General features: G+C 67.2%; 13 protein-coding genes and 1 tRNA gene. 2 read left to right on the top strand and 12 right to left on the bottom strand.

Going from position 1 to position 14,662, the window contains the following annotated elements; all coding sequences use genetic code 11:
• The first annotated feature begins 58 nt into the window (after positions 1-58).
• The gene (locus tag ACWKSV_RS02790) at positions 59-730 is read left to right on the top strand and encodes a hypothetical protein (RefSeq protein WP_076715772.1); all 672 of its coding nucleotides are present in this window, start codon (positions 59-61) and stop codon (positions 728-730) included.
• Here the strand turns inward: ACWKSV_RS02790 and ACWKSV_RS02785 are convergent.
• The 10 genes from ACWKSV_RS02785 to ACWKSV_RS02740 form a co-directional block, all read right to left on the bottom strand.
• Positions 727-1,332: an ATP-binding cassette domain-containing protein gene (locus tag ACWKSV_RS02785; protein ID WP_191864668.1), complete on the bottom strand. Its 606-nt coding sequence runs from the start codon at positions 1,330-1,332 to the stop codon at positions 727-729. The two genes, ACWKSV_RS02790 and ACWKSV_RS02785, sit on opposite strands and share 4 nt — an antisense overlap.
• Positions 1,322-2,011, bottom strand: a complete 690-nt coding sequence (gene modB / locus ACWKSV_RS02780) for a molybdate ABC transporter permease subunit (protein WP_076715771.1) — start codon at positions 2,009-2,011, stop codon at positions 1,322-1,324. Before modB ends, ACWKSV_RS02785 begins: the two co-directional genes overlap by 11 nt.
• A 7-nt stretch (positions 2,012-2,018) precedes the next feature.
• Positions 2,019-2,771 carry a molybdate ABC transporter substrate-binding protein gene (gene modA, locus ACWKSV_RS02775; RefSeq protein WP_076715769.1) on the bottom strand — a complete coding sequence of 251 codons (753 nt, stop codon included), beginning with the start codon at positions 2,769-2,771 and terminating at the stop codon, positions 2,019-2,021.
• Positions 2,772-2,993: 222 nt separating this feature from the next.
• On the bottom strand, positions 2,994-4,805 hold the full coding sequence (gene lepA / locus ACWKSV_RS02770; protein WP_056432949.1) for a translation elongation factor 4: 1,812 nt from the start codon (positions 4,803-4,805) through the stop codon (positions 2,994-2,996).
• Positions 4,806-4,844: 39 nt separating this feature from the next.
• On the bottom strand, positions 4,845-5,372 hold the full coding sequence (locus ACWKSV_RS02765) for an AAA family ATPase (RefSeq protein WP_483666879.1): 528 nt from the start codon (positions 5,370-5,372) through the stop codon (positions 4,845-4,847).
• Positions 5,369-5,920, bottom strand: a complete 552-nt coding sequence (pnuC, locus tag ACWKSV_RS02760; protein ID WP_076715766.1) for a nicotinamide riboside transporter PnuC — start codon at positions 5,918-5,920, stop codon at positions 5,369-5,371. Before pnuC ends, ACWKSV_RS02765 begins: the two co-directional genes overlap by 4 nt.
• Positions 5,921-5,995: 75 nt before the next feature.
• Positions 5,996-6,072 (bottom strand) — tRNA-Pro (locus ACWKSV_RS02755).
• Positions 6,073-6,189: 117 nt separating this feature from the next.
• Entirely contained in the window at positions 6,190-7,023 is an 834-nt protein-coding gene (locus tag ACWKSV_RS02750) for a DUF815 domain-containing protein (protein ID WP_076715765.1), read from the bottom strand.
• A 46-nt stretch (positions 7,024-7,069) separates the two neighbouring features.
• Positions 7,070-9,022, bottom strand: a complete 1,953-nt coding sequence (locus ACWKSV_RS02745) for a tetratricopeptide repeat protein (RefSeq protein ID WP_076715763.1) — start codon at positions 9,020-9,022, stop codon at positions 7,070-7,072.
• 65 nt (positions 9,023-9,087) lie between these two features.
• Entirely contained in the window at positions 9,088-10,476 is a 1,389-nt protein-coding gene (locus tag ACWKSV_RS02740; protein WP_056432935.1) for a TIGR03013 family XrtA/PEP-CTERM system glycosyltransferase, read from the bottom strand.
• 169 nt (positions 10,477-10,645) lie between these two features.
• Between ACWKSV_RS02740 and ACWKSV_RS02735 the strand changes: the two genes are divergently transcribed.
• Positions 10,646-11,689 carry a mannose-1-phosphate guanylyltransferase/mannose-6-phosphate isomerase gene (locus tag ACWKSV_RS02735; RefSeq protein WP_076715762.1) on the top strand — a complete coding sequence of 348 codons (1,044 nt, stop codon included), beginning with the start codon at positions 10,646-10,648 and terminating at the stop codon, positions 11,687-11,689.
• Positions 11,690-11,725: 36 nt separating this feature from the next.
• Here ACWKSV_RS02735 and ACWKSV_RS02730 read toward each other — a convergent pair whose 3' ends face one another.
• On the bottom strand, positions 11,726-12,724 hold the full coding sequence (locus ACWKSV_RS02730) for a polysaccharide deacetylase family protein (RefSeq protein WP_076715760.1): 999 nt from the start codon (positions 12,722-12,724) through the stop codon (positions 11,726-11,728).
• Between the two features lie 2 nt (positions 12,725-12,726).
• Positions 12,727-14,553, bottom strand: coding sequence for a sensor histidine kinase (locus tag ACWKSV_RS02725; protein WP_156884240.1), 1,827 nt, complete (start codon positions 14,551-14,553; stop codon positions 12,727-12,729).
• Positions 14,554-14,662 lie beyond the last annotated feature (109 nt).

Raw genomic sequence — 14,662 nt, 5'->3', positions numbered from 1 at the left:
CGCAGCCTCTCCGCCGCCGCCTATAGACCTTTCCGGTCTCGCCCCCGGCTGGCGGCTTGTGGCAACCCAGGGCGCGGATGAAGAAGACCCCGGCGGCAATACCGCACCGGGCAAGCTCCACCTCTGCCTCACACGCGACGGCGGCAGGACCTGTCGCCCTGCGCTCGACGACCTGCTGATCAGATCCGGCCAGCCGAGCGCGTTCGACGAGGCGCATTATCTGGAAGCGGCCCGGATCGTCCGCCCTCGTGCCGACCAAGCCTTGCTCTGGGTGCAGGTGGCCAGTGTCCATGGCGGCAATGGCGACCAATGGGTCGGCCGCATGGCACTGTCCTATGACCGGGCGACGGACCGCTTCGTGCCGGTGTTCCGCCAGCAGACGGGGCGCAACAACAATCAGGAGGTGCGGTTCATCGAGCAAGGCCCGTTGCGTGGCGCGATCGTCTCTGCCGTGCCGACCTCCGACGCGCCGTTCGGTTACTGGATCACCGTGAACCGCATGAATGCGGGCGGTCGCTATGCGCAAGTCCTGCACTATCGCAGCGGGACGCGTTATGGCGACGGCAATCAGTTGGCGGCCATCGACTCGGAAATGCCCAAGACCCTGCGCCGATTGAAGCTGTGGCAGCCGGGCCAACCGCTTCCCCTGCCCGATCGCGCCTGCCCCAAACCCCGGCTGATCGCGCAAGTCCTGTGGTGCACCGATCCGCCCGCTTCGGCACCGCGCTAGAGCCGGACGATGGCGGTCGCAATCCGCTCGGCTTCCTCCGGGTCATGGGTGACCATCAGGATCGGGATGCCGCTCTGGTCCCGCACCGCCTCCAGCGCGTTGAGGATATCCCCCCGCCGCGCCCGGTCGAGCGACGATAGCGGCTCGTCGAGCAGCAGCACGCGCGGATTGCTGAGCAGGGCCCGCCCGATCGCCACGCGTCGCGCCTCGCCGCCGGACAGGCTGCGCGGCCAACGGTCGAGCAGATGGCCGATGCCCAGCATCGCGATGACGCCGTCCCAGTCACTGCCGCCCCGGCCCATGCCATAGCGTAGATTGGCCGCAACCCGCCGATGCGGGAACAGGCGCGGTTCCTGAAAGACATAGCCGATACGGCGATGCTCGGGGCGGACATCGATCCGGGCAGCGGCATCGAACAGCGTCTCGCCCGCGACCCGGACATGGCCCGTATCCGGCCGGACGAGCCCGGCCACCATTTGCAGGATCGTGGTCTTGCCGACGCCCGACGGCCCGAACAGCACGGTCGCGCCCGGCCCGGTGGCGAAGCAGGCCGCGATCTGCCCCTCGCCACGCCGCACCGTGACGTCGATATCAAAGGACATGCAACCCCCGCCCCATCCGCCGCGCCAGCCATTCGGAGGCGACCAGCGCGACCAGCGACAGCACGACCGACACGCTGGCCAGTCGCCATACCATCTCCTCGCCGCCCGGCCGCTGAAGCGCGGAATAGATAGCGAGCGGCAGGGTCGCCGTCTCGCCGGGCACGTTGGAGACGAAGGTGATCGTCGCCCCGAACTCCCCGATCGAGCGCGCAAAGCCCAGCACCAGCCCCGCCAGGACACCGGGTGCACAGAGCGGCAGGGTAATGGTGGCGAAGACCCGTACCGGCCCGGCCCCCAATGTCCGGGCGGCTTGCTCCAGCCGGGGGTCGACCGCCTCGATCGACAGGCGAATGGCGCGCACGACCAGCGGCAGCGCCATGACCGCCGCCGCGATCGCCGCGCCGGTCCAGCGGAACAGCACGCTCACCCCGAACCACTCCGCGAGCCAGCGCCCGACCGGCCCCTCCGGCCCGAAGGCGAGCAGCAGCACCCAGCCGGTGACGACCGGCGGCACGACCAGCGGCAAATGGACGATGCCGTCGAGCAGCACCCGCCCAGGGAACCGCCACCGCGCCAGGGCCCAGGCCAGGACGAACGCAATCGGCAGCGTCACTAGCATAGCCGTGCCGCCGACCAGCAGCGACAGGCGAACGATCCCCCATTCCTCGGCCGACAGCATCAGGCCGTCATCGCGTGGCGAAACCGTAGCGGCGGAAGATCGCCTTGCCTTCGCCCGACAGCAGGAAGCGGCGAAAGCCCTCGCCCTCTGGGTTGGTCGAGGCTTTCAGCCGGGCGAGCGGATAGGTGATCGGCGGATGACTTGCCACGGGAAACATGCCCGCCACGCGGACGCGCGACGAGGCCTTGGCGTCGGTGGCGTAGACGATGCCATAAGGGGCCGCGCCCCGCTCGACGAGGGCGAGTGCCGCGCGAACATTCTCGGCGCGTACGACATGCGGTGCGACCATGGTCCAGGCGCCCAGCTTTTCGAGCGCCGCCTTGCCATATTTGCCCGCAGGCACGCTGTCGGTATCCGCCATGGCCAGCGGCCCGGCGGACAGCGTCCTGCCGAGCGTGCGCGTCGTCACCTGTCCGCCCTTGCCCGCCGGCGCGATCACGACCAGTCGATTGCCCAGAAAAGCGCTGCGGGTCTTGTCGGCGAGCAGGCCGCCCTTTTGCAGGACATCCATCCATTCCTCATCGGCCGAGGCGAACAGATCGGCCTTGCCGCCCGCTTGTACCTGCCGCGCCAGTGCCGAGGAAGCGGCGAACGAGATGACCGGGCGGGGATGGCCCTTCTTCGCCCAGGCATCGGCGGCGGCGGTCATCGATTCCTGGAGGCTGGCGGCAGCGAGGACCAAGGGCGCGCGGTTCTGGGCGAGAACCGGCGCCGACGCGCACAAGGCGCCGACCAACGCGGCAAATCGCAATCCCATCATCGGCGTCCCCTTTTCGCCTTGATGGCGTCGATGGGCTGTAACGCACAAGGAACGAATTTTATTCCTCTGATTTCCCCCAAATTCCTCCCCTGCAAGGGGAGGTGTCAGGCTGCAAGCCTGACGGAGGGGTGTAACGGCCAGTGAGTATTCCCTCATGAGCCGCGACACCCCTCCACCATCCTTCGGATGGTCCCCCTCCCCTTGCAGGGGAGGAATACCAGATTACGCCTCGTCGCCCATGCGGAGCGCGGCGATGAAGGCTTCCTGCGGGATGCTGACCGAGCCATATTCGCGCATCTTGGCCTTACCCTTTTTCTGCTTTTCCAGCAGCTTGCGCTTACGCGTTGCGTCGCCGCCGTAACATTTGGCGGTCACGTCCTTGCGCATCGCGCTGATCGTCTCGCGCGCGATCACCTTGCCGCCGATCGCCGCCTGGATCGGGATCTTGAACAGGTGGCGCGGGATCAGTTCCTTCAGCCGCTCGCACATGCCGCGACCGCGCGTCTCGGCGGTGCCGCGGTGGACGATCATCGACAGCGCGTCGACCGGCTCTTCATTGACCAGGATCGACATCTTCACGAGGTCGCCCTCGCGATAGCCGATCTGGTGATAGTCGAAGCTGGCATAGCCCTTGGACAGCGACTTCAGCCGGTCGTAGAAGTCGAACACGACTTCGTTGAGCGGCAGTTCATAGGTCGCCTGCGCGCGCCCGCCGACATAGGTCAGGTTCTTCTGGATACCGCGCCGGTCCTGGCACAGTTTCAGGATCGAACCGAGATATTCGTCGGGGACATAGATGGTCGCCTCGATCCACGGCTCGCTGATCGACGCGATCTTGTTGGGATCGGGCATGTCGGCCGGGTTGTGCAGGTCGATCTGGCCGCCGTCATGGCTCAACTCGATCTGATAGACCACCGACGGCGCGGTGGTGATCAGGTCGAGGTCGTACTCGCGGGTCAGACGCTCCTGAATGATCTCCAAATGCAGCAGACCCAGGAAGCCGCAACGGAAGCCGAAGCCCAATGCAGCCGAGGTTTCCATCTCGAAGCTGAACGAGGCGTCGTTCAGGCGCAGCTTGCTGATCGACTCGCGCAGCTTCTCGAAGTCGTTGGCGTCGACCGGAAACAGGCCGCAGAACACCACCGGCTGGACTTCCTTAAAGCCCGGCAGCGCCTGCTCGGTCGGCTTCTTGGCGTCGGTCAGCGTGTCGCCGACGCGCGCTTGCGCCACGTCCTTGATCTGCGCGGTGATGAAACCGATCTCACCCACGCCCAACTCGGTCAGCTGCTCGATCTTGGGACGGAAACAGCCGACGCGGTCGATCAGATGGGTGGTGCCCGCCTGCATGAACTTGATCTGCTGCCCCTTTTTCAGGGTGCCTTCCATCACGCGGACCAGGATGACGACGCCCAGATAGGGGTCGTACCAGCTGTCGACCAGCATCGCCTTGAGCGGCGCTGTCGCATCGCCCTTGGGCGCGGGGATGTTCTTGACGATCGCTTCCAGGATGTCGCCGATGCCGATGCCCGACTTGGCGCTGGCCAGCACCGCGCCCGAGGCGTCGATGCCGATCACGTCCTCGATCTCGGCGCGAACCTTTTCGGGTTCGGCGGCGGGAAGGTCGATCTTGTTGATGACGGGCACGATCTCATGGTCATGCTCGATCGACTGATAGACATTGGCCAGCGTCTGCGCCTCGACCCCCTGCGCGGCGTCGACGACCAGCAGCGCCCCTTCGCAGGCCGCCAGCGATCGGCTGACCTCATAGGCGAAGTCGACATGGCCCGGCGTGTCCATCAGGTTCAGCGTGTACGTCTCGCCGTCCTGCGCCTTGTACGCCAGGCGCACGGTCTGCGCCTTGATGGTGATGCCGCGTTCCTTCTCGATCTCCATGTTATCGAGAACCTGTTCGCTCATCTCGCGGTCGGTCAGGCCGCCGGTGAATTGGATCAGGCGATCGGCGAGCGTCGACTTGCCATGGTCGATATGCGCGATGATGGAGAAGTTGCGGATCTTGTCGAGCGGCGTGGACACGGGGGGAATGGTTTCCTGAAAAGCTATTCGATCACGCCACTAGCAAAGATGCGGGCGGATGCCAAAGTGCTCTAGCGCGGCGATGCAATTTGCATAGCGGCTTTCGCCCTGCCCCTCGATCAAGGCGTAGCGAACACCGCGCCGATCCAATTCGGCCCGCGACCATTCGAAGAAGCGCTGCCGCGCCGCCAGTGTGCCGAACAGCCGGGTGCCGTCCTCTATCCAGGGCAGATCGGGCGCGAAGAGCAGATAGATGTCGGATAGCCGGTTCCACCGGGCGAACCACGGATCGCGCGTCCCGAACAGCATGTCGGCCCAGACGGCGGTCATCAGCGGATCCGTATCGGTGACGACCGGCCAGGGCCCGTCCGCCATCGCGCGGGTCAGCATCGCGTCATGCCCCTGCCCGATCGCCACCAGATCGGCCATGGTGAAGTCCGTGCCATGCGCCTCGGCATAGTCGCGGCCATATTCGGGCAGATACCGGCCGCCCAGAGCCTGGGCCAAACGCGGACCGACGGTCGACTTGCCGGTGCTCTCCGGCCCGTGAAGACAGATGCTGGTCACGCCCGCTGCCGCCATTCGCGATAGCCCCACAGGCTCAATCCCAGGAAGATGACATAGAGGATCGCGGTCAATGTCAGCCCCTTCACCGCATAGAGCGCGATGGAGGAGAGATCGACGACGATCCACAGCAGCCAATTCTCCAGCCTCCGCCGCGCCAGCAAAATCTGCGCAGCGACGCTGGTGACGGCATTGGCCGCATCCCAGAACGGCATCGCCGCATCGGTCCAGTGTGCCATCACCGCACCCCATCCCAGCGAGGCGGCCGCGATACCCGCGAGCCACCCGCCACGCTCAGGCGCGGACAGCCTGTCGACCGTCACCTCACCCGCCTGCGTCACGCTGCGCCGCCAGACGATCCAGCCATAGAGGTTGAGTGCGAAGAAGAAGAGCTGCAGCGCGGCGTCGCTGTACAATCGCTCGCGCCAGAACAGCAGCGCATAGAGCGACACCATCACCAGCGCGACGGGATAGTTCCACAGGCTGCGCCGAACGACCAGCGTGACGTTCGCGACACCGAGGATGAAGGCGATGGATTCGAGCCAGGTCATGCCACCCGGTCGAGCCGGGGCGCCCTGTCAGGGGCGGTTCGCTATCAATGGACTGGACCGCATCAGGCGGTGAAATGGTCGGGGAGAGAGGATTCGAACCTCCGGCCCCTGCCTCCCGAAGGCAGTGCTCTACCAGGCTGAGCTACTCCCCGACTAGAGAGTACGGACCGCTTTCGAAGCCTTTCGGGAAGGCCGATCCGTGCTGGAGGCGCGCAAATAGCCAGCGGCTCGGATGGGTGCAAGAGGTTTTTTATCCGTCGCCTGATTTATTACAGATTCCGCCCCAGCCGCCCCGCCAGATCGACGATATATTGCCATGCCACGCGCCCCGAACGGCTGCCCCGGCGGGTGGCCCAGTTGACCGCCTCATGCCCGTCGAACGGCAGGTCATGCCGTGCCGCATAGGCGCGCACGATCGCCAGATACCCTTCCTGATCGAGGGCGTGGAAACCCAGGCTCAGGCCGAAACGGTCGGCAAGCGCCAGCTGGTCGTCGACCACGTCGCGCGGGTTGATCGCGCTGTCCTGCTCGCTCAGGTCGCGGGGCAGCAGATGGCGGCGATTGGCGGTGACCAGCAGTCGGACATGCGCGGGCCGGGCCTCCGCCCCGCCATCGAGTAGCGAACGCAGCTTGCGCGCCTCGCCCGCTTCGTCGAAGCCCAGATCGTCGATGAAGACGGCAAAGGCGCGGTCGACGCCCTCCAGCATCGTGAACAGATCTGGCAGGCTATCGAGCGTATCGACCGACACCAGGGCCAGCCGCCCTGGACGATCCCCCTGGACGGCGGCAACGCCCGCCTTGACCAGCGCCGACTTGCCGGTGCCGCGCGCGCCCCAAAGCAGCACGTCCTGTGCCGCATGCCCGTCCGCCAGACGGAGCAGATTGGCGAGCAGGGCCTCGCGCTGCTGGTGCAATCCCTGCAACAGGTCGAGCGGCACCGGCGCGAAACCGCGCGCGGCCTGCAGCGCCCTGCCGCGCCAGATATAGGCCGGGTGCGCCAGCGGATCGGCGGACGGCGCGGGCGGCGGGGCCAGACGCTCAAGAGCAGCGGCAATACGTTCCAGGACGGGGCTGGCTGAGAAGGGGCTGGCGAGATCGGTCATGGCGCCGCTGGTACGGCACCCCTCCCCTCCTGCCAAGCGCGCGGCGTCAGAGCTGGGCGCGATGCGCCAGGATCATGGGGTTGCCCGGTGCAAGGGCCAGCGCCTTGTCGAACAGCTGCCGCGCGCCCGCGGGCTCGCCCGCCACGGCCAGCGCGCGGCCATAGGCATCGGCCACCCCCGCATTCATCGGCGCCAGCCGATAGGCCGCCGCGGCGTAACGCCGCGCGACCACCCCATCCCCCGCCTCGGCATAGGCAATGGCGAGATCGTGGAGCAGCGCCACGTCCCGCACACCGAGCTGGGTGCGCAGCCCCTCCAGCGTCTCGATCGCGTCATCCCATCGCCCGGCGGCCATCTGCCACTGGGCGAGCAGGCGGCGTGCGGGCACGCTCTGCGGGTTTTGCGAAAGATACAGACCCAGGCTGACCGCCGCGTCACGGGCGCGCCCGGTTCGCTGATAGCCGTCGACCAGCCGCAACATGGTCGGCTGGTCGAAGGTCAGGTCCGCCGCCCTGGCATAAGGGCCCAGCGCGGCGGCATGTTGGCCGGCGGTGGCCAGGGCATCGCCATAGGCCAGCTGCGCGGCCGGAGCACCGGGGCTCGCGCGGACCAGAGACTGGGCGACCCGGATTGCCCCCGCGCGATCGCCCTGACTTGCCAGCCCCCGGATCAGGCCCAGCGCATAGGTCGGATCGGTCGGGAACTCGGCCGCCGCCATCTTCGATTCGCCGACCGCGCGATCGGGCCGGAAGATCGCGGCGTCGCCTCGCTGCCCGGACGCGGCTCGGTCGCTCAGCACCGATGCGTTCTCGGGGTCGGCCATCATGCCGAGCTGCAGCGCATATCCATCCGCATCGGCCCGCGTCAGGATTGGGCGCAGCGTCGCCAATGCGGCGGGTCGGTCCCCCGCGCCCAGTTGCGCCGCCGCCAGCAGTTCGCGTGCCGCCACGTTCATGGGCTGCATCGTCACCAGCCGCGCCCAGGCGCGCGCGGCCCGCTGCGGCCGTCCCTGCGCATAGGCGATGGCGCCCTCCAGCATCGCCGTGCCGGGCCGCATCCGCAGCGCGCCGCCGGTGAGCTGGAGCAGTTGCTGCGCCAGCGCATAACGCCCCGCCCGCGCCGCGATGACCGCCTGGAGATAGAAGGCGTCGGGGTTGCCGGGCTGCGACACCAGCGCCGATCGGGTCGCCGCCAGTGCGTCGCTCGCCCGCCCCAGATCGCCGAGCGTCGCGGCATATTGGATCAGGGCCCGTAAATGATAGGCATCGCGTCCCAACGCCGCCCGGAACCAGGGCAGCCCCGCCGCCAGGCCGTAGCGAGCGCGCAGCACCTCGCCCTGCAGGGTCAGTGCATCGGGATCGGCCGGAGCCAGTGCCGCCGCTCGCGCCGCCGCCTGGGACGCTCCGTCCATATCGCCCGCGCCAAAGCGGCTGCGCCCCAGATCGGTCCAGATGCGCGCATCATCGGGATAGAGGGTGACCAGGCCTTGCAGCGCCTGTCGCAGGGGAACGCCGCCATCCTCCTGCGCCACCACCTGTGCCGCGATCCGCGCCATCGCCGCGTCGCGCTCGGCAGGCATATGGTCGACCGCATCCTGCGCGCCCGCCAGATCGCCCTGGAGAAACCGCGCCTCGGCCCGCGCCGCCAGTGTCTGGGCCAGCGGCACGCCGTCCTTCAGCGCCCGGTCGAGCGCGGCCTCCGCCGTTACGCCCTCGCCCAGCAACAGGCTGGTCCGTGCCAGCATCATCTGGGCCGCCTGCGATCGGGGAGCTGCTTCGGCCGCCTGCCGGGCCTGGTCATGCGCCGCGTGGTAATTGCCCGCTTCCAGCGCGGCCGTGGCACGCCGCAGCGCCTGCGCCGGATCGACCGGCGGCTTGCCGGTATAAACGAGCACCAGCAACCCGGCCACGGCCAGACCGATGACACCCAGCACGGCCAGGATACGGAGACGCCGCTGGATCGAACGCCGCCACCAGATACGCCGCTTGCGTCGCATCATCGGATAGGGATGCGACCGCCGCCGGTCACGCCCCCTCGGTATCGCCCTCCTGTCCTCGCTCACGATCAGCGCGCGCCCGAGGGCCAGAGGATCACCCGCAACGTCTGAAGCAGGATCAGCGCATCGAGAAAGGGCGAGTAATTCTTGGCGTAATACAGGTCATATTCCAGCTTGTGCCGCGCATCGTCGATCGAGGCGCCATAGGGATAGTTCAGCTGTGCCCAGCCGGTGATTCCCGGCTTCACCATATGACGCTCGGCATAGAAAGGGATTTGCTGTTCGAGCTGCTCGACGAATTGCGGGCGCTCCGGGCGCGGACCGACGAAGCTCATCTCGCCCATCAGTACCGACCAGATTTGCGGCAGCTCATCGATCCGTACCTTGCGGATGAAACGTCCGACACGGGTGATACGCGGATCGTCCTTCTCTGCCCAGACTGCCTGCCCGGCCAGTTCGGCATCCTGCCGCATCGAACGCAGCTTCGGAATGTCGAAGGGCTGGTTGAACAGGCCGACGCGCCGCTGCCGATAGAAAGCGGGCCCGCGCGATTCCAGCCGGATCAGGATCGCCGTGACCAGGATCACCGGCACCGCGAAGACGAGCAGGATCAGGCTGACCGAAATGTCGAAGGCGCGCTTGGCCATGGCCGACCACATGCGGCCCGATGCAAAGCCATCGGAGAAGATCAGCCAGCTGTGGCTGACCGAGGCCAGGTCGATACGGCCCGTCTGCTGCTCCAGAAAGGTCGAAATTTCCGATACATGGACCCCGGTCGTGCGAACGCGCAGCAAGTCCTGATAGGGCAGCGCGCCGCGTCGTTCCTGAAGCGCCAGCACCACCTCGCCCGCTTCGCGTTCGAGCACGAAGGCCGACAGGCTCGGGATGGCGGAACGCGGCACGGCGCGCGGGACCGCATCCTCGTCGGGGCGCATCGCGATCGCGCCGGCGATCACGAAATTCGATCCCGGCTGTTCCGCCAGCGCGGCGATCTGTGCCGCCCGCGCGCCTGCACCGATCAGGACCACCCGCCGCTTGAACCGGTCGCCGCCCAGATATCTACCCAATATTCCACGGACCACGACCAGCAGCACGGACGCGAAGACCATCGAAAAGAACAGGCTGGACCGCCAATAGCTGACGCTGGGAAAGAAAAAGAAGATCAACGACAGGAAAATCACGCCCAGCGAGATCGCCACCATCAACCGCGCCGCAGCGAACCGCAGCGACAGGAAGGACGCGGCCGTATAAGCCCCCACGGCAAGCAGCGAAATCTGAAGCGGGATCGCGAAGCTGAGCACCTGGGGCAGCCGCTCGATCAAACTGCCGACCGGATAGTCGATCTGATGCGCGCGCAGCACCCAGCCCAGCTCGGCCGCGACCATCAGCAGCAGGAAGTCGACCAAGCCGAGCAGCAGCGCCGCATGGGGGACATAATGTTTGAACAGGCGGATCATCTACCGGACCGACTTCCCCAACGCACCCTAAGCCCCGCTATTGGAGCGACTTTTCATATTTTTGCAGACAATGACAAACGAACCGTGAAGATATGCGTTGTGTCACCGTCATAAGCTACCCGGCCACCATGTCATTCCCGGTTGGTCCGGACAATCAGAAGGGGCATTCATGCATAATCCGATCGTGCCGGTCATCCTTTCCGGTGGCTCCGGCACACGCCTGTGGCCAATGTCGAAACCGGAAATGCCCAAACAACTGCTGCCGCTGACGTCCGACGAGACGATGCTGCAACTGACGGCCCAGCGCACTAACTCAAACGACTTTGCGGCACCTATCGTCGTCGCCGGAAAGCAGCACGCCGATATGGTCGAAGCGCAGCTGACCGAAGCGTGCACGCCCCCCCAGGCGTTGATCCTGGAACCGGTGGCGCGCAACACCGCTCCCGCGATCGCGCTGGCCGCCCTGGCCGCCAAGCCTGAGGACGTGCTGCTGGTCATGCCGTCGGATCATGTCATCGCCGATCTCGACGCCTTCCACGCCGCCATCCGCTCCGCGCTGCCGATGGTGTCGCAGGGCTGGCTCGCCACCTTCGGCATCGCCGCCGACAAACCGGAAACCGGCTATGGCTGGATTCAGGTCGGTCGCGAGATCGCACCGGGCGTGCATCAGGTCGCCCGCTTCGTCGAGAAGCCCCGGCTGGAGCGTGCGGAGGCCATGCTGGCGCGCGGCGACTATGCCTGGAACGGCGGCATCTTCCTGTTCCGTGCCGACCGGTTCCTCGAGGAACTGGGCCAGCACGCCCCCGAAATGCTGGTCGCCGCCGAAAAGGCGATGCGTGCCGCCAGCCATGAGGGCAAGCGCATCTGCCCGAATGAAACCGAATTCGCCGCCTGCCCGTCGGACTCGATCGACTATGCCGTGATGGAACGCGCCGACCGTGTGGCGGTCGTGCCCGTCGCCATGGGCTGGAACGATGTCGGCAGCTGGGACGCGCTGCACGCGATCAGCGAGCTGGATGGGTTCGGCAACGCCCACCGCGGCGAAGTGCTGGCGATCGACACCAAGAACTGCCTGATCCGCACCGATCGCGTCCGGGTGGCGGCGGTCGATGTGCAGGATCTGATCGTCGTGGCGAGCGGGGACGATATCCTGATCCTGCCGCGTGGCCGCAGCCAGGACGTCAAGAAGCTGATCGAAGCGATGAAGCGCTGATCCCGGCGACCGGGCTGCCCCTCACCGGCAGCCCGGTCACCCGGTAACGGCGAGAATTTCGTCGATGGTCGTCGCGGTGACGCCATGCCTGGCCAGCCGCTCGAAGACCCTATCCCACCACCGATCGAACATCGCCCGATCGCGGGCATCGCGGACATAGGGCGTATGCCCCGGCTCGAGCGTCGGCGAGTGGAAGGAAAAGGTCAGCAGCCGCACATCATCGTCCAGCGCCCGGTCGATCCCCGCCAGCGCGTCGGCTATGCCCACCCCCTCGGGTGTCAGGGGAATACGGTTCAGCAGCCCAGCTCGTGCGAGGATACCGTGCCCGCGCGGCCAGCAGCCCGCCCGGCGGTACAGCGCTGCCCCGCCCCGCCGGAGCCATCCGGTATAGACGCTGGTCAAAGGCAGTTCGACCATCCCCTCGCGACGGAAACCATGCGCGTCGATGGCGCTGAAATCCATGCCGCCGCCTGGCCCGTAATCATGGCGGGCCCGCATCGAGCTGTCAATCCGATAGCCCCGCGACGCCAGCAACGAAAGCGAGGCCGGACCCAGGCCATAACGGCCCGACCGGAAAAAACGCGGCCGCGTGCCGAAGGCCTCGGCGAGCGTGTCCGTCAACGTGTCGAGCTTGGCGGCTTCCCATTCGATCGGCAGATTGCCCGCATGGCTGGTGAAGGGATCGACGACCTCATGATAGGGCGGCGTCACCCAGCCATGCAGCTGCGCCCCGATCTCGGACCGGCCATCGCCAAGACATTCCGACAATATGTCCACGGCTACGGGGTCCACCGCAACCGGATAGTCCACCATGCACGCCAGACCGACACCGGCCTCGGCAAAGCGGCGATGGGCCGGACCGAAAGCCCGCATCGCCTTGGTCGAGCGATGGCGCCGGTCGAGCGGCGCGGTCCAGTCGAACTCCTCCTCGACATCGACCGTCACCAGGAACCGCCGCCCAAAGGCTTCAGGCCAGACGATCCGCTCGGCGGCGGAGGCGGCCTCATGGCGCCGTGGACGAGCGGCGCTGGGCATGATCAGGCGCTCGACGCCTGTCCTGCGCGCCGATCCTCAGCGATGGGCAGGGCCAGTACGACCCGGTGCAGACCGATGGTCAGGCCGCCGCCCATTTCGGCGCCGAGCTTGTCGATCAGGCGCAGCGAGAAGCCCGTGCCCAGCAACGGCGCGCCGTCACGCTGTTCCTCATCCCCCGCCTCGCTGAGCAGCGCGGCATCCGCCTCGACCGTCAGCGCCAGCGGGCGATCGATCCGCAACGCCGCCATGCCCTGATCGATCGACAGGCTGGCCGACAGACGCTCGCCGACGACGCAATTGGACAGAAGCACCGAAAACAGACGGGTCAGCAGCCGCTCGCATGCCCGGTCGTCGGCAAGGGCCGAGAGGTTCGCGGAAGACGGATCGAAACGGATTTCGGCACGGCGAAGTTCGGCCAACGGCCCCAGTTCGCCCAGCACCCGCTGGATCAGCGGCGCGAGCGGAACGATGGTCGGCCGCAGCTCCAGCACATGTCCCTCGATCCGTGCGGCGGTGTCGAGATCCTCGACCGAGGCGAGCAGGTCGGCGGCCATCGCGCGGATGGCGCTGGCCCGGTCGCGATAGACGGGCGCCACCGGCCCCAGCAATTCGCTTTCGATCAGCTCGGCAAAGCCCGCGACCGCGTTGGCGGGCGTGCGGAGTTCATGGACGAGCTGCCGCAGAGAATCGGACGAGGACGTTTCGGGCGCCGCCTCGACCACATTGGCCATCTCGTCGCGGCGCGGACGACGGCCGCTACCGCGATAGCCCGCATAGCGGCCCGACGCGGGATCGAAAAAGGGCATGGCCGACACCCGCCACGATCCCGCCGCCGCCGAACTGCCGCCGATCTCCAGCCGCGCGTCCCGGAAGCCGGAGCGGCGACGAAAGGCCCCCATCGCCACGCCGTCGAACTGCGCCAGCCCCTGCATCGCGGTCTCGGCGATACTCACGCCGACCAGTGGGCCGCGCGTGACGCCCTCGACGCCCAGGATCAGGCCGTTGGCGTCGGTCTCGAAATCGAAATGGGCGGGCCCGGCATCATTCTGCGTTGCGCCCGTCACTTCCTCGCGCCGCTGGTTGAAGGCGTCGATACGCGCGACGAGATCGGCGATCTCATAGCGGGGCGGGGCGGCGGGAGGTGGAGCGTGGCGCATCGCCTCGGCCATGAAGGGCAGGCTGCGCGCGACCTGGCCCAGCGCGACGAAAGGCGTCGCCGCCTGGGTCGGCAGCGGTTCGAGCAGGATCGATACCGGCGCGGCTTCGGGTTCTTCCACGGGCTTCGGAACCGTCACCGGCTCTTCCAGCACGGGCGCGGCACGGACCGGTTCCACCCGGGGTTCGGGCGCGGCTTCCAGCGGCACGGCGATGGCTTGCGGCGCTGTCTCGGCCGCGCTGGCGATATGCGGCAGGACGAAATCGACCGGACCGAAACTCTCCAGCCCGCGAATCACCGTATCGGACAGATCGCGACGGTGCCGCAGGACCGAACGGGTTCGCGGGTTCAGCGCGGGGAGGATGGCCAACCAATCCTCATCCGCCAGTTGCACACTGCGCAACACGGTCGCGGCGACGGGCAACGTATCCTGGGCGAAGAAGGACACCAGCGCGATGGGCGGGCGGCTGGTGCTCAACATGCGCGCGCTGGCGATGCGAACGCCTTCGGCCACCTTGCCACGCAATTCGGCGAGCCGCTCCAGCATCGGCGGATCGGCGGGCACGCGCCCACGGCTCATCAGGTCGATCAGCTGCCGCCAGGCAGTCTGCGCGCCGAAAGGCGTCGCAGTGTCGGCCGATAAAATCGTCGCCAGACTATCGTCGAACCGCACTGAGCTCCCTTCACGCGTGGCCGGTCGGCCTTCCTGCCGCTTCTATAACGTCCTTATCCTTCCAACTGGTAACCTGCAAATATCCTTATCGGTGCCGTTGCAATGCCCG

Source organism: Sphingomonas sp. SphC10 (assembly GCF_057004845.1).
This window is presented reverse-complemented; position numbering and strand designations above follow the sequence as displayed.

Coding starts and splice junctions, on each gene's coding strand:
- ACWKSV_RS02750 (WP_076715765.1), bottom strand. CDS start 7,023: ATGACCGATCTCGCCAGCCCCTTCTCAGCCAGCCCCGTCCTGGAACGT.
- ACWKSV_RS02730 (WP_076715760.1), bottom strand. CDS start 12,724: ATGCCCAGCGCCGCTCGTCCACGGCGCCATGAGGCCGCCTCCGCCGCC.
- modA (WP_076715769.1), bottom strand. CDS start 2,771: ATGATGGGATTGCGATTTGCCGCGTTGGTCGGCGCCTTGTGCGCGTCG.
- ACWKSV_RS02735 (WP_076715762.1), top strand. CDS start 10,646: ATGCATAATCCGATCGTGCCGGTCATCCTTTCCGGTGGCTCCGGCACA.
- ACWKSV_RS02785 (WP_191864668.1), bottom strand. CDS start 1,332: ATGTCCTTTGATATCGACGTCACGGTGCGGCGTGGCGAGGGGCAGATC.
- ACWKSV_RS02745 (WP_076715763.1), bottom strand. CDS start 9,022: ATGATGCGACGCAAGCGGCGTATCTGGTGGCGGCGTTCGATCCAGCGG.
- ACWKSV_RS02740 (WP_056432935.1), bottom strand. CDS start 10,476: ATGATCCGCCTGTTCAAACATTATGTCCCCCATGCGGCGCTGCTGCTC.
- modB (WP_076715771.1), bottom strand. CDS start 2,011: ATGCTGTCGGCCGAGGAATGGGGGATCGTTCGCCTGTCGCTGCTGGTC.
- pnuC (WP_076715766.1), bottom strand. CDS start 5,920: ATGACCTGGCTCGAATCCATCGCCTTCATCCTCGGTGTCGCGAACGTC.